The organism is Streptomyces sp. NPDC001270 (assembly GCF_042896695.1).
In the GTDB taxonomy this organism is placed as follows: domain Bacteria; phylum Actinomycetota; class Actinomycetes; order Streptomycetales; family Streptomycetaceae; genus Streptomyces.
In genome coordinates this window covers 64,442-82,413 of sequence record NZ_JBIAXM010000003.1, presented here as the reverse complement: position 1 = coordinate 82,413, position 17,972 = coordinate 64,442, and the positions used below count along the sequence as shown (strand labels likewise).

General features: G+C 73.6%; 13 protein-coding genes and 2 pseudogenes. 8 read left to right on the top strand and 7 right to left on the bottom strand.

Features of this window, described 5'->3' with window-relative positions; all coding sequences use genetic code 11:
- Positions 1-45: 45 nt before the first annotated feature.
- A pseudogene (locus ACFY2B_RS06715) lies at positions 46-1,514 on the bottom strand (MFS transporter).
- Positions 1,515-1,599: 85 nt separating this feature from the next.
- Here ACFY2B_RS06715 and ACFY2B_RS06710 point away from each other — a divergent pair.
- Positions 1,600-1,992: a MarR family winged helix-turn-helix transcriptional regulator gene (locus ACFY2B_RS06710; RefSeq protein ID WP_390762058.1), complete on the top strand. Its 393-nt coding sequence runs from the start codon at positions 1,600-1,602 to the stop codon at positions 1,990-1,992.
- A gap of 11 nt (positions 1,993-2,003) precedes the next feature.
- On the opposite strand, the gene ACFY2B_RS06705 is transcribed toward ACFY2B_RS06710, so the two are convergent.
- On the bottom strand, positions 2,004-2,750 hold the full coding sequence (locus ACFY2B_RS06705) for a maleylpyruvate isomerase family mycothiol-dependent enzyme (protein WP_390762057.1): 747 nt from the start codon (positions 2,748-2,750) through the stop codon (positions 2,004-2,006).
- A gap of 283 nt (positions 2,751-3,033) precedes the next feature.
- On the opposite strand from ACFY2B_RS06705, the pseudogene ACFY2B_RS06700 reads away from it, so the two are divergent.
- A pseudogene (locus tag ACFY2B_RS06700) lies at positions 3,034-4,672 on the top strand (ATP-binding protein); the annotation flags it as partial.
- 869 nt (positions 4,673-5,541) lie between these two features.
- Here ACFY2B_RS06700 and ACFY2B_RS06695 read toward each other — a convergent pair.
- The 3 genes from ACFY2B_RS06695 to ACFY2B_RS06685 form a co-directional block, all read right to left on the bottom strand.
- Positions 5,542-7,428, bottom strand: coding sequence for an ATP-binding protein (locus ACFY2B_RS06695; protein WP_390762056.1), 1,887 nt, complete (start codon positions 7,426-7,428; stop codon positions 5,542-5,544).
- 319 nt (positions 7,429-7,747) lie between these two features.
- Positions 7,748-8,950 carry an MFS transporter gene (locus ACFY2B_RS06690; protein ID WP_390762055.1) on the bottom strand — a complete coding sequence of 401 codons (1,203 nt, stop codon included), beginning with the start codon at positions 8,948-8,950 and terminating at the stop codon, positions 7,748-7,750.
- Between the two features lie 425 nt (positions 8,951-9,375).
- Positions 9,376-10,230: a class I SAM-dependent methyltransferase gene (locus ACFY2B_RS06685; RefSeq protein WP_390762054.1), complete on the bottom strand. Its 855-nt coding sequence runs from the start codon at positions 10,228-10,230 to the stop codon at positions 9,376-9,378.
- 197 nt (positions 10,231-10,427) lie between these two features.
- Between ACFY2B_RS06685 and ACFY2B_RS06680 the strand changes: the two genes are divergently transcribed.
- A complete protein-coding gene (locus ACFY2B_RS06680; RefSeq protein ID WP_390762053.1) occupies positions 10,428-10,823 on the top strand; it encodes a luciferase family protein in 396 nt (131 codons plus the stop codon).
- Positions 10,824-11,243: 420 nt separating this feature from the next.
- Here the strand turns inward: ACFY2B_RS06680 and ACFY2B_RS06675 are convergent, their stop codons facing one another.
- Positions 11,244-12,023 carry a DeoR/GlpR family DNA-binding transcription regulator gene (locus ACFY2B_RS06675; RefSeq protein WP_390762052.1) on the bottom strand — a complete coding sequence of 260 codons (780 nt, stop codon included), beginning with the start codon at positions 12,021-12,023 and terminating at the stop codon, positions 11,244-11,246.
- Positions 12,024-12,165: 142 nt separating this feature from the next.
- Here ACFY2B_RS06675 and ACFY2B_RS06670 point away from each other — a divergent pair, with 142 nt between their 5' ends.
- Complete coding sequence (locus ACFY2B_RS06670; protein WP_390762051.1) at positions 12,166-13,047, top strand: SIS domain-containing protein; 882 nt, start codon at positions 12,166-12,168, stop codon at positions 13,045-13,047.
- 23 nt (positions 13,048-13,070) lie between these two features.
- The gene (locus ACFY2B_RS06665; RefSeq protein ID WP_390762050.1) at positions 13,071-13,943 is read left to right on the top strand and encodes a ketose-bisphosphate aldolase; all 873 of its coding nucleotides are present in this window, start codon (positions 13,071-13,073) and stop codon (positions 13,941-13,943) included.
- Between the two features lie 59 nt (positions 13,944-14,002).
- Here ACFY2B_RS06665 and ACFY2B_RS06660 read toward each other — a convergent pair whose 3' ends face one another.
- Positions 14,003-15,136 carry a methyltransferase gene (locus tag ACFY2B_RS06660; protein ID WP_390762344.1) on the bottom strand — a complete coding sequence of 378 codons (1,134 nt, stop codon included), beginning with the start codon at positions 15,134-15,136 and terminating at the stop codon, positions 14,003-14,005.
- 68 nt (positions 15,137-15,204) lie between these two features.
- On the opposite strand from ACFY2B_RS06660, the gene ACFY2B_RS06655 reads away from it, so the two are divergent.
- The 3 genes from ACFY2B_RS06655 to ACFY2B_RS06645 all read left to right on the top strand — a co-directional run bounded on the left by ACFY2B_RS06655 (position 15,205) and on the right by ACFY2B_RS06645 (position 17,927).
- On the top strand, positions 15,205-15,855 hold the full coding sequence (locus tag ACFY2B_RS06655; protein WP_390762049.1) for an alpha-ketoglutarate-dependent dioxygenase AlkB family protein: 651 nt from the start codon (positions 15,205-15,207) through the stop codon (positions 15,853-15,855).
- Between the two features lie 139 nt (positions 15,856-15,994).
- The gene (locus tag ACFY2B_RS06650) at positions 15,995-17,242 is read left to right on the top strand and encodes an ROK family protein (protein ID WP_390762048.1); all 1,248 of its coding nucleotides are present in this window, start codon (positions 15,995-15,997) and stop codon (positions 17,240-17,242) included.
- Between the two features lie 394 nt (positions 17,243-17,636).
- Positions 17,637-17,927 carry an SHOCT domain-containing protein gene (locus ACFY2B_RS06645; RefSeq protein WP_390762047.1) on the top strand — a complete coding sequence of 97 codons (291 nt, stop codon included), beginning with the start codon at positions 17,637-17,639 and terminating at the stop codon, positions 17,925-17,927.
- Positions 17,928-17,972 lie beyond the last annotated feature (45 nt).

Below are 17,972 nucleotides of genomic sequence, written 5' to 3'. Positions count from 1 at the left end.
GGCGGAGCAAGAGGACCCCGCCGGGCGCGCGGGGGAGGCGTCCCCCTAGTCGCGTACGGTGACGCGATCCGCCTCCCGGAGGGTGGACGTGGCGACGACGAGGGACTGCTGCGGACGCCGGGTGCGCAGGCCCGTCAGGCTGAGGAGCAGCCCGGCGGCGGCGATGCCCGTGATCACGATCAGTCCGGGCCGGTAGCTGTCGAGGACGGCCTGCGGGCCGGCGTGCTCGGGGGCACCCGCGGTGACCACCGCGGTCACGACGGCCAGGAAGATCGCCCCGCCGACCTGGACCGACGTGTTCAGCAGCCCGGAGACCATGCCCTGCTCGTGGTCCTCGACCCCGTTGGTGGCCTGGATGTTCAGCGACGGGAAGACGAGCGCGCAGGCCGCGCCGATCAGCAGCATCGACGGCAGGATGACGGCGGCGTACACGGGGTCGAGGTTCACGCGCAGGAACAGCGCGTACCCGACGACCATGAAGGTGAAGCCCGCAGCGATCAGCCGCTGGGTGCCGAACCGGTCGACGATCGCGCCGACCTTCGTCGAGGACACCGCCACCAGCGCGCCCGCGGGCAGGAAGGCCAGCGCGGTGTGCAGCGCCGACCAGCCCAGCAGGGACTGCATGTACAGCGTCGTGAGGAACTGGAACCCGACGTACGAGCCGAGGCCACCGCGCCGAGTTGGGCGCGGACCTGGCTGCCCGAGCGGAGCACGCCGAGCCGGATCAGCGGTCCCGGGGAACGCCGTTCCACCAGGACGAACACGGTGAGCAGCACGGCGACCGCGAGGAAGGACAGCAGGGTGCGGGCGGAGGTCCAGCCGGTCTGCGGTGCCTGGACGACGGTGAAGACGAGCAGCAGCATCGACGCGGTGCCGAGGACGGCGCCGGGGAGGTCGTAGCCGTTGTGGTCCCGCTCGCGGGCGCTGCGCGGCAGCAGCCTGAGACCGGCGAACAACGCGATCAGGGCGATGGGCGCGGGCAGCAGCATCGCCAGCCGCCAGCTGGCCTCGGTGAGCAGCCCGGACAGCACCAGACCCATGGAGAACCCGGTGGCCGCGCACGTGGTGTAGATGGACAGGGCGCGGTTGCGCAGCGGGCCCTCGGGGAACGTGGTGGTGATGATCGACAGGCCGGCGGGCGCCGTGAACGCCGCGCTGAGGCCCTTGACAAAGCGGCTGGCGATCAGGAGCGGCCCCGAGTCGACCAGCCCGCCGAGCAGCGAGGCGAGCGCGAAGATCCCCAGGGCCACCAGGAACACCTGGCGCCGCCCGAGCAGATCGGCGGTGCGTCCGCCGAGGAGCAGCAGGCCGCCGTATCCCAGGATGTAGCCGCTGACGATCCATTGCAGCGTCGACGTGGACAGGTGGAGATCGGAGCCGATGGACGGCAGGGCGACGCCGACCATCGACACGTCGAGCGCGTCGAGGAACATGGCGGCGCAGAGCACGAGCAGCGTGCCCCACAGCCGGGGGGTCCAGCGTCCCTCGGACGCGACGGTGAGCGATGAGGTCATGGCGGCGAGACTACATGCACATGCATTGAATGCAAGTGCATTTAATGTGGGCGAAAAGAAGTCGCTGCTCTGCTACCGTGCGTTCATGGCGGCGAAAAGGGCCGAGCAAGCGCTCGTGGACCAATGGCGGGACATCCTGGCACTGCACGCCCGCACCCAGTGCGAACTCGACCGCGCGCTGAACGGGCACGGCCTGTGCGCCAGTGACTTCGAGGTGCTGGACCTGCTGTCCCAGAACGCCGGAGCGGACAGCGGATGTTCCCTCCGGGTCCAGGAGATCTCCGACCGCATCCACCTCAGCCAGAGCGCGCTGTCCCGGCTGATCGCCCGCCTGGAGCGGGACGGACTCGTCGAGCGCGGCATGTGCGAGGAGGACCGGCGGGGCGTGCGCGTGGCGCTCACGGCGAAGGGCCGCGCACTGTACGGCCAGGTACTGCCGGTGCAGCGCGCGGTGCTCACCCGGATGCTGACCGTCTGATACGGCCGCGGTCAGACCGCGGATCTCTCCTGCCACAGCGCGGCCAGCGCCTCGTCCCCGGTGACCCTCGGCAGCGGAGCCCGGTTCCACAGCGCCAGGTACAACCGGTCGGCCGGACCGGCCAGTTCGGCATCCGGACAGCCCGCCTCGTCCCGCGACGTCACCGGCGGCAGGTCCGACAGGCGTACTGTCCACACCGCGCTCCGGGCCGGGTCCGGGTCCACCGCCCGCACCCGCAGCACTCGCGGCTCGTCGCTACGGACCCGGCTGCCGGCGCGGGCGTGGAAACCGCGCAGCAATTCGTCGATGCCGTCGACCGCGAACTCCGCGGCGATCGGGGACGTCCGGCCGCCGCCCGCCGACTCGGCGTCGTACCGGTGCACAGTCGTCTCATGGGCCTGCCGGCGCGCCCAGAAGGCCAGCGGGGACGGGCCCGGCGCGGGCAGGAAGGTCCAGCACACGACGTCGGCCGGTGCCGCGGTCAGCGTGTCGACGAGCCGGCGGTGACTGTCCCGGTACCAGTCCACCAGCGCGTCGCCGTCGAGGTCGGGCGGATCCGGGAAGCGGCGCGGACCGGCGTGTGCGTCCGCGACGAACCCGGCCGCCCACCGGTGCACGGCGCCGGTGTGCCGCAGCAGATCCCGCACGCGCCACTTCGGGCAGGCCGGCACCTCGGCGTCGGTGCCGGCCGCCGCGGCGGCCGCGGCCAGCAGCCGGCCCTCCCGGTCCAGGATCCGGACGAACTCCGCAGTCTCCATGCGGCGAGTGTGCCGTACCGGACCGACATCGGGCTCCCGCGTACCGCGCTCCCGCGCACCGTCACCCGGGGTGGCAGTGAGCGGTCCGTGTCCGGTACCTGGGGTGACAGCGGGCGTCCCGGGCCCGGTGTCCGGGAGTGACAGCAGCCGCCCCGTGGGAAAGTGTTCACCCGCTGGACCCATTTTCGGGTGGCCGTAGCCGTCAGGCCGTTCGGTGCGGGGCCCGTGAACGACCGCCGGGGACTGCTCACGCTGCGCTGTGGTCCGGATACCTTGTGGCGGTCGGCGGCTGCTGATCGTGCTGGACACCTGCGAGCACCTCCTGGAGGCGTGCGCCGGGCTCTGTGACGTACTGCTGCGCGGCGCGGCGGAGGCGAGCCTGCTGGCCACCAGTCGGCAACCGCTGGACGTGGCCGGCGAGTTCGTCGTCCCCCTCGCGCCCCTCGGCCGTGACGACGCCATGGAACTGTTCGCGCAGCGCGCCGCCCTGGCGACACCGGGCTGGCAGGTGACCGAGTCCGGCCGCCCCCGCGTGCGGGAACTCGTGGAGCGGCTCGACGGCATTCCGCTCGCCCTCGAACTGGCTGCGGTACGGCTGCGGTTGGCGCCGCTCGAAGAACTCGCCGCCCGGCTCGACGACCGCTTCGACGTCCTCACCGGCAACCGGCGTGGCGCACTGGACCGGCACCTGGCCCTGCGCACGGCGATCGGCTGGTCGTACGAGCTGTGCACCGCCGACGAACGGCTGCTGTGGCGGCGGCTGTCGGTGTTCGCCGGCTCCTTCGACCTGGCCGCCGCGGAACGGATCTGCGCCGACGACACGCTCCCCCGCGAGCGGGTCGTGGCGACACTCTTCTCCCTCGTCGACAAGCCCGTGGTGCAGCGCTCCTACGAGGACGGCGCCAGGTACGGGCTGCTCGACACCCTGCGCGCCTACGGGGCCGAGCAACTGGATGCCATGGGTGACGCCCTCGCGGTCCGTGAACGGCACTTCACGTACTACGAGGACCTCGCCGGGCGGTTCTGGGACGAGCTGATCTCCGGCGCCCAGGTCGGCCTGTACCGGGAGATCCGCTCCGGGATCGCGGACGTGCGCGAGGCGCTGCGCTTCTCCTGCGCCACCGAGGGCCGGGCGGCGCGCGGCCTGTGGCTGGCCGCACGGCTGGCACCCTTCTGGCGGGCACCGGGACGCTCTCGGAGGGCCGGTACTGGCTCGACAAGGGCCTGGCCCTGGCGCGCGAGGACTGCCCGGAGCGGGCCTGGGGGAGGCCGGTCTCGCCCATCTGCGGGACACGGGAGAGCGCCAGATCTACGCGTCCACGCTGACGGTGCAGGGCCTGATCCTGTGGCTGGCCGGGCGCCGCGAGGAGACCACGGCACCGCTGCACCAGGCGCTGGAGGCGGTCGCCGAGATCGGCGAGGTACTGGTCGCGGCCCTGTGCTGTCCGGGTCTGGCCTGGCACGCCGCCCACAGCGGACGCCATGTGCGCGCCGCCTGGCCGCTGGGCTACGCCGAGGGCGCGCGCCGGCTGGCCGGGGACCCGGTGGCCATGCTGCCCAAACTGCTGCAGGAACGGGACAGGGTGCGGCAGGCGGTACAGGAGGCCCTGGGCGACGAGGAGTTCGACCACCGCCGTGCCCTGGGCGCCCGGATGTCGGGGACCGAGATCCCTCAGGCGGTCCGCACCGACGCGGACGTCCCGGTGCCGCACCAGCGGACCGCTTCCGGGCAGGCGCCGCGGACCGCCACCGGCGAGCTGACGCCACGCGAGCGGGAGGTCGCCCAACTGGAGGCACAGGGGCTGTCCAACCGCGAGGTCGCCGAACGGCTGGTGATCTCCAAACGCACCGCGGGCACCCACGTCGAGCGCATCCTCGCCAAGCTCGGGGTCACTTCACGCACCCAGATCGCCGAGGCCCTGCGGCCCTGGAGCGTGTTTCGAAAGTCATGCCGGGCCGCGACGCTACTTTCGAAACACGCCCCAGCGACGCCTACGTATGCGGAAAAACCCAGGTCGGCATATGGACCTTCGGCCAAGTCCGCCGCACCGGCAGGGCCCGGCCAGCAGGCGGGTGACCGCCGCCCGGTCAGCCGGACCGGGCGGACGTTCCGCCGACGGACGTCGGCAGCCGCGCGGGCCCACACGGGAGCCCCGCACGGCCGCCGGGGCCCGGGCGCGCGCCGTGCTCCCCCGAGCGGCGCGGGAGGATGCGTGGCTGCCCAGGTCGGTGGGGCAGCCGCGCATCGGCCCCCGCACGGCGCGTCGCGGACGGCCGCGGGGCCGGTGCCCAGCCGCCGCCCCACACCGCGGCCCAGCCGGACGTTTCACGGGGAGACAGCACATGCCGGAGATGCCGGAATCCGCTTCGGCCACCACCCGGAGCACCTGTCGGGCATATGTGGAGCACGTACGCGGCTGCCTCCGCTGTCTGCCCCGGAGGTGCGGGGCCGGCGCCGTGCTGTGCCGTGCGTACCTGGCCGCGGTCCGTCGCGCCTGACCGGCGGCGGCGAATGTCCACGGCACCGCGCCACCGAGGACCGGACGCGGGCCGTCCGCGCACCGGCGGTGCCACGGCACGGGTGGGTCCGGCAGAGCGTCGACGGCCGTTGTCGGTGCGGGTGCGGGGGCGAGTGTGTTGCGGTGGCGGGCGGTCGCTGTCTTCGGTCGGGGTGGTGCGTTTGGTACGGGCGGTCCGTGCTGGTGGGCGCCGGTGGTCGTCGGTACGCCGCGGGACGGCGTCGGCGGTCGACGCCGACACCCGGCGCCGTTCCAGTGGGGAGTTCCGGCCGTCATCGTCGGGACGGACTCGCGGCGGGATCCGGCAGGCGTACCTCCGTGCGGGGGCTCGGCGGTGCCGGGCGGCGCGGCCCGGCGGGGAGACCGGCCTCGACGTCGGCGACGAGCTGGGCCAGCGCGGCGCGACCGAGGGGTGCGGGCAGGCGTGCCTCCACCGTCGCCAGCGCCCGCCGGGCGCGCTGCCAGGCCCGGCCGGGCCGTCCGCACCGGTGATCGGCGGCGGCACGGGCGTAGCGGGCGAGCAGGGTCGCCCAGGCGTCGTCACGGATGCCGGGGTGGGCCAGCGCGCGGCGCGCGCTGCGCCGGGCCGCGCCCGGGGCGAATCCGGCCTGCACCATCGCGAGAACCGCCCGGCTCACGGCCGGGGACGGGCCCGCCGGAGCGTCGTCCGGGATCGTGTCCGCGGCGAACCGGAAGTGCTCGGCCGCCCCGTGGGCATCGCCCTGTTCCAGCGCCAGCACGCCCTGGACGTGCGCGATGCGACCGATGAGGGCGTCGTCCCCGGCCAGCACGGCGGCGGGCCACGCCCGGCCCAGCAGGACGCGGGCGGTGCGCGGATCGTGGGGCGCGGCCAGCCACGCGGCCAGCCACTGCGCGCGTGCCACCGCCGGGCCGTCGGGCTCGCAGTGCGGCAGCAGACGCAGCAGATAGCCCAGGCCCTCCTCGGCCCGGTCGTACACCGCCCACCAGAACCACAGGCCGGTCACCATCTCCAGGGCGGCCTCGGCGTGTTCGGGCCGGGCGAGGGCGCAGCGCACCGTGTCGGTCAGCTCCTCGTACTCGTCGAGCACCAGGCGCACGGCCTGCCGCTGGCCGCCCGCGCTCCACAAGTGTTCCGCGACCGCGGCCACCCGGCGGCCGTGCGCCATGCGCCGCTCGGCGGTCACCGCGAACTCGCCCATCTCGCGCAGCCGTTCGGCACCGAACTCCCGGGCGGAACGCGCCATCCGGTAGCGCGGCCGGCCCCGCCCGCCCGGATCGCCCACCCGCTCCAGGATCCCCAGCGCCGCGAGCCGGGCGAGCGCCCCCGGCACCCGGTGTTCCGCCACACCGCCGCCGGTGCACAGGAACACCGCGGTCGACTCGGTGAAGGAACCGGCGAAGACCCCGGCCCGCGCCCACACCGTGCGCAGTTCGGGCGTGCACAGCAGGTAGTGGGCGCGAGCCAGCCGGTCCTGCTGGTGGGCGAGCAGTGACGGGAGACGGGTCACCGGGCGGTCGGCGAGCTGTCCCGCGGCCAGTTCGATGGCGAGGGGATTGCCCTCCAGCAGCCGGCACACCTCCCGTACGGCCCACAGCTCGGTGCCGCGTGGGGCGAACCCCGGCACCCTGGCGCGGGCCCGCGCCAGGAACAGCTCCACCGCAGGTGCCGAGCGGTCACCGCCCGTTTCCCCGAAGCGCAACCCGCCGAGCCGCAGCACCCGTTCGTGTCCGAGGCCCAGCGGGCGGCGCGAGGTCACCAGGATCCGTACGTCCGGTACGGCCATCAGCAGCCGCTGCGCCAGGCCCGTGCACTCGGTGCGGACGGGGTCGACATCGTCGAGGAACAGCAGGATCCGCGCGTCCCGCAGCGCGCGCACCGCCCCGACCGCATCCGGGCCGGCCGGCCCGGATGCGGCGCCCGGACCGCCGAGCGCCCGTACGACCGCCGAGGCCAGTGCCCCCGGCGAGAGCGGGCCGGTGCGGGTGCCGCGCACGTGGACGATCCGCCGCCATGGCCCGTCGGCCGTCACCACCGCGACGGCGTGGGCCAGACGGCTCTTGCCCACCCCCGCGTGACCGGTCACGCTCACCATCCGGTGCACGGTGAGCAACTGCCGCAGCTTCTTGGTCTCCCGTGCCCTGCCGACCAGGTCGTGATCCGCCCCCGCACGGGACACAGGCGGTACACAGGAGTCGCCGACACATGTCCACACGTTCGAAACACCCCATGCCGTAGTTCACGCAAACCGACGGACCAAAGCGGCGGTCACGGCCAGAGAATCGTCTCTGCTGTGCTGCCACGGCACGCCCAACGCGTCACCTGTACGCGGGGTGGCGCCGCCGCGGGCCGAATCACACCCGCCAACGATCGGTCGAACGCATGTCTGCCCCGTCCCTCCGGGGTATGGCGAGTGCCGCTACGTATGCCCAGGGCCGGTGCTCGTCCTCGGTCCCCATGCGTACGTATGACGTCACGGGGGCGGCGGGGACGGGCGGTCAGCCCGCCGCGGCGCGCCGCGTCGTCACGCCGATCAGCACCGCCACGGCCGCCAGTACGGCGACGCTGGTGAGCGCGGTGGGCAGGGAGAACCAGTCGGCCATGAAGCCGATCGCGGGCGGCCCGAGGAGCATGCCGCCGTAGCCCAGCGTGGAAGCGGTCGCGACACCGCTGGGACCGGCGAGCATCCCGGCCCGTTCCACGGCGACCGGGAAGAGGTTGGCGAGGCCGAGCCCGGTGACGGCAAAGCCGAGCAGGGCCGCCCACACGGAGGGGGCGAGCGAGCCGAGCAGCATGCCGGCCGTCGCGACGGTGCCGCCCGCGACCACCGTACGGGCGTGGCCGAGGCGTTCGAGCAGGGTCGTACCCGTCAGCCGCCCGACGGTCATGGCGAGCGCGAAGCACGAGTAACCCGCCGCCGCGAGGCCCGGCGAGGTGTCCAGGTCCTGTTCGAGGTGGAGGGCGCCCCAGTCGGCCATGGCGCCCTCGCCGTACGCCGTGCACAGCGCGATCAGGCCGAAGACCACCACCAGCCCGCGGGTCCGGCCGGCACGGCGCCGCGGAGTGCCATCGGCGGTGCCGTGCGCGTGCTCGGCCGGTCGCGGCGGCTCGTGCCGCAGCAGCGTGGGTCCGGCGACGGCGGTGACCAGCAGCCCCACGACGGTCAGTCCGAGCAGGTGCTCGGTGGGGGAGAGGGCACCGGCGACCAGTCCGCCGAGCCCGGCGCCGATCATGCCGCCCATGCTGAAGGCCGCGTGGAAACTCGGCATGATGGGCCGCCGCAGCGCGGTGACCAGGTCGACGGCCGCGCTGTTGAAGGCGACGTTGATCCCGCCGTAGGCCGCGCCGAACACCAGGAGGACGGCACCCAGCGCGAGCGCCGAGTGGGTGAGCGGGGGCAGTGCGACGCTCAGGGAGAGCAGGACGGCACAGACGACGGTCACCGGATGGGCGCCGAAGCGGCGGCACAGGCGTCCGGTGAGGGTCATGGTGACCACGGCGCCCGCCGAGACGCCGAGCAGGGCGAGCCCCAGCGAGCTGGCGGAGGCGTTGGTCTGGTGCTTGATCGCGGGGATACGGACGACCCAGCCCGCGAAGACGAAGCCGTCGAGCGCGAAGAACGTGGTGATCGCGACGCGCAGACGGGTCAGCGTGTCCCCCTGGGCGGCACTGCGGGTGAGGGTTTTGTTTATTAGCGGCACAAAGTCAGGCTAGGGGCGTGGAGAAGGCGGGGCAAGGGATGGGGCGGGCGTCCGTCCGCGGGCCCGGCTGTGTCCGGCTTCCCCTTCTCACGTACCCGACTGCGCCGGTCGCGCAGGTCCGGACTGCCTGCTGCCTGCTGCCGGACCGGGCACCGGGCACGCACCTGTTCGCCGTACCGAAGCGGCTACGGCCGTCGGCCTCCGGGATCGCGCCCCGGACCGCCGGGTCGGGGACCGCCTGGCAGGTCGGCCGTCCAGGCCGCGGACCGCCGGGTTCTCCGCCGCCGGACGGACCTGGCCCGGCCGCCACGGTCATCGGTGCCCGAGCGCCCGTCTGCCTGACCGCCAGAGTCTTGAGTTTCCGTGTCCGGACTGCCCCGCAGTCGTGGCCCGCTGCGGCCGCCGTCGCATCCCCGTGCCGGTCGTCAGACCGTCGCCACCAGCAGTTCCTCCCCACCGGACGGCCGCAGACCGTCGGTCCGGCCGGCGAAGTAGCGTGCGGCCGGCTCAGCCGCCGGAACGTGCCGGGCCTGGCTGAAGCCCGCGTCGCGGGCCAGGGCGACGAGGTCCTCCGGAGCGAAGAAGGTGATGAAGGGCGTCCCGGAGGAGGCGGCCCGGCGTTCCCTCTCGCGGCGCAGGGCGCGATCCGCCGATTCGACCCGTTCCAGCGTCGGCATGAACGTGGTGACCAGCGTGGAGCCGGGCGCCAGCGCGGCGGCCTGCCGCAGCATCGCGACGACGGCGTCCCGGGTGAGGTACATGGTGACGCCGGTGGACGCCACCACGGCGGGCCGGTCGGCCGCGAATCCCGCCGCGGCCAGCAGCCGCTCCCACCACGACTGCGTCTCGAAGTCGACCGGCACGAGCCGCAGCCACTCGGGAATGCCGTACTCCAGCTCGACCAGACGCCGCCGCTTCCAGTCCTGCGGGCCGGGCTGGTCGACCTCGTAGATTTTCAGGCCCGCGGCGACATCCGGTCTGCGCTGTGCGAACGAGTCGAGTCCGGCGCCGAGGAGCACGAACTGCCCGACTCGGGCGGCGCGTTCGGCCACCAGATCCTCGACGAAGCGGGCCCGGGCCATGATCGACGCACGCATGACCAGGGTCTCCTGCGGGTCCACGTCCGGGCGTGCGCGCCAGTTCTCGTCCGGGTCCGCCAGCCGCAGGCCGATCTCGTCGTCCAGCACGTACGGCGGCGGATCGGCCAGGACGTGCAGGGCTCGCCACAGGGCGACCCGGACCGCCGTCGGATCCGCGGTCGCCCCCGTCTCCTCTGCCACGGTGCCTCTCCTCCCGATCGGGATCCCGCCCACCCGGTTCGGGGGGCGCTCTCCGGCGTTCGGCCTGCGCCAAGGCGGGTCCGTAAGTACCGTAGACATGATCGCTGATCGGGCGGGTGTTCGGCGTCTTGGCTACAGGATGGTTAATGCTTACGCACGTGGTGGTTGCGCGGCGGTGAGCAGTCCATGATGTCCCCATGACGTTGGCCTCGCGCGCACTCGCGCAACTGGCGACCTGGCCAGATCTGAAAAGGTCCGTGCCAAGCTGCGGCCAGGGACAGGCACTCCGTTCGGCACAGGGTGAGATCGTCCACTTCCACTCGGACCGGGATGTCGACCTGCTGCTGACGGACCGTGCCATCCGGCGGTTCGCCGGCGACCTCAGGAGCACCGGGGCGATCCGCATCGTGCCCGGCTCGAAGTGGGTGACGATCCATCTCGACGCCACGAGCGACGTCGATCTGTTGTTGACACTGGTGAGCGTCGCGCTCCAGGCGCAGTCGGCATGGCCGGACCCCGTCGGCCGGCCTTCGCTCGGCTGCAACGACCAGCGGAGCGTGGGGTTCTTACGGGCCGATCCCGGCGGCATCTGACGCAGCGGACGCTCCCCGCGATCTGACACGGCGGACCCCCCGCGCCTCGTCCCGCAGCCCATCGGGCAGGGCGTCGGCCCCGTGGCTCACCCGCATCGCGCCCGGACCGCCCACTCGCGCCAGGCCCTTGCCACTCACGCGGCCCTGCGCCGCGCGCGGTCCACCCTGCATCGCGCCCCGACCGCTCGCCCGCGTCGGGCCTTTGCCGCTCGCTCGGCCCGGTGCCGCGCCCAGCTCGTCCGGCCCTGTGCTGCTGCGCCCCGTTCACCGGACACGTGCCCCGCACCGCCCAACCGCGTTCCCGTACCGCCCAACTGCGCCCCCGTACCGCCGAACCGCGCCTGCCCCCAACGCCGCTCGTCCGCCCGCTGCCGCCCGCCCGGCACAGCCGGCCCGAACCCGGTGGCCGCGCACCGCACTTCACACCGCCAGGACCTGGATTCCCGCCTCCTCGAACCGGTGTGCCGTCCGTGGTGCCACCGACGCGTCCGTGACCAGCGTGTCCACGTCCTCGGTCGCGCAGATCCGGGCGAACGCCCGCTGCCCCAGTTTGCTGGAGTCGGCGGCGACGACTACCCGTTCGGCTCGTTCGCACAACAGCCGGTTGACGGCCGCCTCCGCCTCGTCGTGCGCCGCGGCGCCGTGCTCCACGTCGAAGCCGACCACCCCGAGCACCGCCACGTCCAAGGTGATCTGACCGAGCACCCCGTCCGCGAGCGGTCCGATCAGCTCGTACGACTGCGGACGCGCGACCCCACCGGTCACCACGATCTTGAACTGGGGCCGCACGGCCAGCTCGTTGGCGATGTTGAGCGCGTTGGTGACCACTGTCAGCGCCGGTGAGCCCGCGGCGAGGTCGGCCCGCTCGGCCAGGGCGCGGGCCACCTCCGTCGTGGTCGTGCCGCCGGTCAGACCCACTGCCTCGCCCGGCGCGACGAGCCTGGCCACCGCCTTGGCGATGCGCTGCTTCTCGGACGCGCGGCGGGCGGTCTTGTAGCGCAGCGGCAGTTCGTACGAGACGCCGTGCACCACCGCACCGCCCCGGGTGCGCACCAGCATCTGCTGCTCGGCGAGCTGGTCGAAGTCACGCCGGATGGTGGCGGCAGAGACCTCCAGTTCGGACGCCACCTCCTCCACGTCCAGCCGGCCGCGCTCGACGAGCAGTTCCAGCAGCGACTTCCAGCGGGCGTCGCGCGACATCCGCAGCCTCCGTTCCGCCGTCCTGTCCTGCGTACTCACGCGACCCTAGCGCACACTTCACCCGTTCGAATGATTGATTGTGCTTGAAAGGCCGCGATATCTTGCAGGAACAAGCAAGGCAGGGCGACGGGAGGGGTGCGGCATGACTCATGTCGAGGACGAGCTGAACAGCCAGCCCGAGTGCTGGTCCCGGGTGGCGGAGGAGGCACCGCGGCACGGCGGGGCGCTGCCGGGTGCGGGGGAGCGGGTCGCGATCGTCGGCTGCGGCACCTCGTACTTCATGGCGCAGGCCGCCGCCGCCCTGCGCGAGGGCGCGGACCAGGGCGAGACGGACGCCTTCCCCGCATCGGAGTTCCCGTCCGGGCGTGGGTACGACCGGGTCGTCGCCCTCACTCGCTCCGGCACCACCACCGAAGTGCTGGACCTGCTCGCCCGGTTGCGCGGCGGCACGCGCACCACCGCCGTCACGGCGGACCCGGACACACCGGTGCGCACGGCCGCCGACGACGTCGTGGTCCTGGACTTCGCGGACGAGCGCTCCGTCGCGCAGACCCGGTTCGCCACCACCGCGCTCACCCTGCTCCGCGCTCACCTGGGCCTGCACACCGACACCGTGGTCGCCGACGGTCGTACGGCGGTGTCCGCCCCGCTGCCCGACGGGCTCGTCGACTGCACGCAGTTCACCTTCCTCGGCCGGGGCTGGACCGTCGGCCTCGCGAGCGAGGCCGGGCTGAAGATGCGCGAGGCCGCGCTGTCCTGGACCGAGGCATACCCGGCGATGGAGTACCGGCACGGCCCCATCAGCATCACCACCGGCACCACAGTGGCCTGGATGTTCGGCCAGGCACCCGATGGACTCGCCGAACAGGTGCGGGGGACGGGTGGCCGGTGGATCGAAGGCACGCTCGACCCGCTGGCCGAACTCGTCCGTGCCCAGCGGCTCGCGGTGGCCGTCGCTGCCCGCAAGGGCCTCGATCCCGACCGGCCGCGTCACCTCACCCGCTCAGTGATCCTCGCCCCCTGACCCGCGCGCCGGAAGGAGCAGCCGTGCCGCTCGCAGCCACCGGCGACCTGGTCGCCCGCGCCGTCGGAACAGCCTCAGCCGTCGCCGCGTTCAACGTCATCACCCTGGAGCACGTGGAGGCAGTCGTCGCCGGCGCCGAGGCCGCCGGCGTGCCGGTGATCCTCCAAGTCAGTGAGAACGTGGTCAAGTTCCGCCACGGACGGCTGCTTCCGCTGGCCGGCGCGACGGTCGTCGCCGCCGAACGGGCCGCCGTACCCGTCGCCCTGCACCTCGACCATGTGCAGAGCGACGACCTGCTGCGTCAGACGCCCGACGCCGGGTTCGGCTCCGTGATGTACGACGCGGCACGCCTGCCGTACGCCGAGAACGTCGCCGCGACCAGGGCCGCCGTCGACTGGGCACACGCCCGGGGGCTCTGGATCGAGGCCGAACTGGGCGAGGTCGGCGGCAAGGCGGTGCCAGGCCGCCGGGCGCCGCTGGACGCGCACGCGCCCGGCGTCCGCACCGATCCCGACGAGGCGCGTGCCTTCGTCGCCGAGACCGGGGTCGACGCCCTGGCCGTCGCCATAGGCAGCGTCCACGCCATGACCACCCGTACCGCCACCCTCGACCACGGCCTGCTGGGGCGGCTCGCCGTCGCCGTGCCCGTCCCCCTCGTCCTGCACGGCTCCTCCGGGCTGCCGGACGACGAACTGCGCGCGGCCGTCGCCGGGGGCATCGCGAAGGTCAACGTCGGCACCGCCCTCAACGTGGCGATGACCGGCGCGATACGTGACTTCCTCGGCGCCCACCCCGCAGCCGTCGACTCCCGCACGTACCTCGGCGTCGGCCGGGAGGCCATGGCCCGCGAGGTGACGCGGACCGTCCGCGCCCTCGGCCGACCGGGGCCGCGATGACGTGCCGCCGTGCACGCCCACCCCACACCGTGCCCCTCGGCGAGTGGACCGTGCCGCGCCTACTTCTTGACGGCCTTGAGCACCACGAACTTCGGATCACCGGCGATCAGCCGGCTGTTGCCGAACAGGCGGCGCAGCTTCACGTGGTAGCCCAGGTGCCGGTTGCCGATCACCCACAGCTCGCCACCCGGCCGCAGCGTGCGCCGCGCTCCGGTGAACATCCGCCACGCGGTCGCGTCCGTGAGCGCCTGATGGGAGTGGAACGGCGGATTGGTGAGGACGACGTCCACACTGCCCGCCGCCACCCCGGCCAGCCCGTCACCGACCCGGAATTCGGCGTGCCCCGGTACCCCGTTGGCCTTGTAGGTCGCCTCCGCCGAGGCCACCGCCTGGAACGACTCGTCCATGAACAGCACCTCGGTCTCCGGATTGGCCAGCGCCACCGCCGTCCCGACGACGCCGTTGCCGCAGCCCAGGTCCACGATCCTGCGACTGCCCAGGCCGTCGGGCAGGTGCCGCAGGAAGAACCTGGTGCCGATGTCCAGCCGATCGGCGCAGAACACCCCCGCATGGTTGACGACGGTGTGCCCGGAGGCCGGACCGATGCCGTCGGGGAGCGCATAGCTGTACGGCCATGGGTTCGCCGGGCGGATCAGGGACGGGTCCGGCGTGCACAGGATCAGCCGTGCTTTCTGCTCAGCCTGCGAGGTCCGCGTCGGGCCGAGGATCCGCTCGAAGAGCCGAAGCGTCGAGGTGTGGATCTCCTTCACCATGCCGGTGCCGACGACGACCGTGCCCGAGTGCACGGCGGGCGCCAGCCGGAGCAACTGGTCCTCCAGCAGCGCGAGACTTTTCGGCACGCGGACGAGCAGCACGTCGATCCGCTCGGGCGGCGGGTCCTGCGTGGTGAGCAGGCGTACGGCACCGGGCTCCGCACCGGCCCGCGCGAGATTGGCCCGGGACGCCTCCTGACTGAGGAAGGAGTCGGTGATCTGCACCGGCCGGTGCTCGGCCAGCGCCGTGGTCAGCGCGCCCCACCGGTCCCCGACGACCACGACCTGGCCGGACAGCGGGACCTCCCGCTCGGCCAGCTGCCGCAGCAGATAGGTGTCGGAGGCGTCCCAGGCACGCAGCCGGTCACGCGGATCGTCGGGGAACCGGGACAGCTCGAACGTGCCCCACGGGGTGGTCATACGGTCGTCCATCGTGCGTCCAGGCTAGCGGAACCGCAGTTCAGGGCCGGTCGGGCAGGATGGGGTCCATGACGGCGGAGCTGTTTCCCAGAGCACGGGCCGAGATCGCGCCGGGAGCCGTGCAGGTGCCCGACTGGCTGGACGCCGGTGTCCAGCACGAACTGCTGGCTGCCTGCCGCGAGTGGGCGCGCCCGCCCGCCGGACTGCGTACCGTCCGCACACCCGGTGGCGGCACCATGAGCGCGCGCCAGGTGTGCCTCGGCTGGCACTGGTACCCGTACGCCTACGCGCGCACCGTCGTCGACGGCGACGGTGTGCCGGTGAAGCCCTTCCCCGAATGGCTGGGCGAGCTGGGCCGCCGGGCGGTGGCCGACGTACTCGGCCCGGCGGCGGTCGCACCGGAGCCGTACGACATCGCACTGATCAACTTCTACGACGGCGACGCCCACATGGGCATGCACCGCGACGCGGACGAGCGGTCCGACGCACCGGTGGTGTCGCTGAGCTTCGGTGACACCTGCGTCTTCCGCTTCGGCAACACCGAGACCCGCGGCAGGCCGTACACGGACGTCGAACTGCGCAGCGGGGACCTGTTCGTCTTCGGCGGCGCCTCCCGGCTCGCCCACCACGGGGTGCCGCGCATACACCCGGGTACGGCACCACCCGGGCTGGGGCTCACCGGGCGGCTGAACATCACGCTGCGGGTGAGCGGCTGCTAGTCGGTCTGAGCCGACAACCCGGGGACGACCGGGCTACGGTGCCACGGCGGACGGCCGGCGCCGCGGCACCGCCCTCCAGGCGGACCGCCCGATCGCAGTGCCGGTCGCACCGGGTGGGGATCATGGGAGACTCGGCCCCATGAGCGGCAAGGCGGACCCCCGGGCGGCGGGGGATGGGACCACCTCAAGGACGCGGCTGGACCGGGGGCGCGCGGCGCTCGGGCCCGCGTTGGAGCTCGTGCACACGGGACGGGCCCCGACCCGGGCCGTGCTCACCACCGAACTGGGCGTGACCCGGGCGACCGCCGGCGCAGTGGCCGCCGAACTGGAGGCGCTGGGCCTGATCCGGGTCGACGCCCGCCCGGCCGCGGCGGCCGGTTCCCAGGGCCGCCCCTCGCACCGGCTCGCGGTCGCCGAGGACGGACCCGTGGCGCTCGCCGCGCAGGTGCACGCCGACGGCTTCCGGGCGGCCCTGGTCGGTCTCGGCGGCCGTATCGTGGCCACCGCGCCCGGCTGTGAGACCATCGACGCCGACCCGGCGAAGGTGCTCGGCTCGGTGGTCGAGGCCGGCGCCGAACTGCTCCGTGCGACGGGCCGCCGCTGTGTCGGCGCCGGGCTGGCCGTGCCGTCGGCGGTGGCCGAACCGGACGGCCTCGCTCTCAACCCCCTCCACCTCGCCTGGCCGGTGGGCGCGCCGGTCCGGCGGATCTTCGCGGAGTGCGTGCGCGCCGCGGGGATCACCGGCCCGGCGTTCGCGGGCAACGACGTCAACCTCGCCGCGCTCGCCGAGCACCGGCACGGCGCGGGCCGCGGCGCCCGTGACCTGCTGTGCGTGGCCACCGGCCACCGAGGGGTGGGCGGTGCGCTGGTCCTCGACGGACGCCTGCACACGGGCAGTTCGGGTCTGGCACTGGAGGTCGGCCACCTCACGGTGAATCCGGAGGGCCGCCCCTGCCACTGCGGCAGCCGCGGCTGCCTCGACGTCGAGGCGGATCCGCTGGCCCTGCTCGTCGAGGCGGGCCGTACCCCCGGCCCGGAGGTGTCCCTGCTCCAGCAGGCCGACGACCTCGTCCGCAACGACTACGCCGACCCGATGGTCCGCAGGGCGGCCGAAGCCCTGATCGACCGTCTGGGGCTGGGCCTCGCGGGCCTGGTCAACATCCTCAACCCCGACCGGATCATCCTCGGCGGCCTCCACCGCACCCTGCTGGACGCCGATCCCGACCGGTTGCACGCGGTGGTCGCCGACCGGAGCCTGTGGGGCCAGAGCGGAGGCGTCCCGATCCTCCCCTGCACCCTCGACCACAACAGCCTCGTCGGCGCGGCGGAACTGGCCTGGCAACCGGTCCTCGACGATCCGCTCACGGCGCTCCCCTTGACTGCCTGACGGCCACGGGCTGATGGTCTGACGCGCCCGTTCCTCAAGCCGCGCGGCGCAGCCACCGCCGACGCCCGGCCGGGATCCGTACCTCCCACCTCGTTCCGATTCGGGAGCCGCCGCGCCGAACTTCGCGGTGAACGCCAGGCCGATGAGCTGCTGCATACGTCACCGCCCGATGGCCCTCACTCGTTCGGATGCCGCTCCGCCGCCGGGAGGCCAGTCACCCGTCGTGGCGTCAACCGCCCGTTCGGACAACTCACCGGTGAGGAGTCGCCCCGCGTTCGCGTACTCCCCGGGAGGTATGCGCACTGCCGCTGGCGGTACGACGACCCGGACCCCTTCCACGAGCCAGTCTCGGAACATCACCTGACACGTGCTTCTGCGGAGGAGATGACCTGTGATGGAGACCCTGGCGAACTGGGACGGCGGTCCCGGCCCGTGGATCCTGTTCTTCCCCCTGTTCTGGGCGGCCGTCGCGATCGGCGTCGGCACCGTCGTGCGCCGCACGGTCCGGCGCGGGCGCGGCGCGCCCTGGTGGCCGGAGCCCGCCGGGCGTCCCGGGGGCGACTCACCGATCGCGATCGTGGGCAGGCGGTTCGCCACCGGCGAGATCGACGAGGACGAGTACTGGCGTCGGCTCTCCGTCCTGGACGAGCGGTTCGGCCGCGTGGACAAGACCGGCGCGGCGTGACCGCCGGGCCCGGCGTACGGACCTCCGCCGTCGGGCCATGGGCAC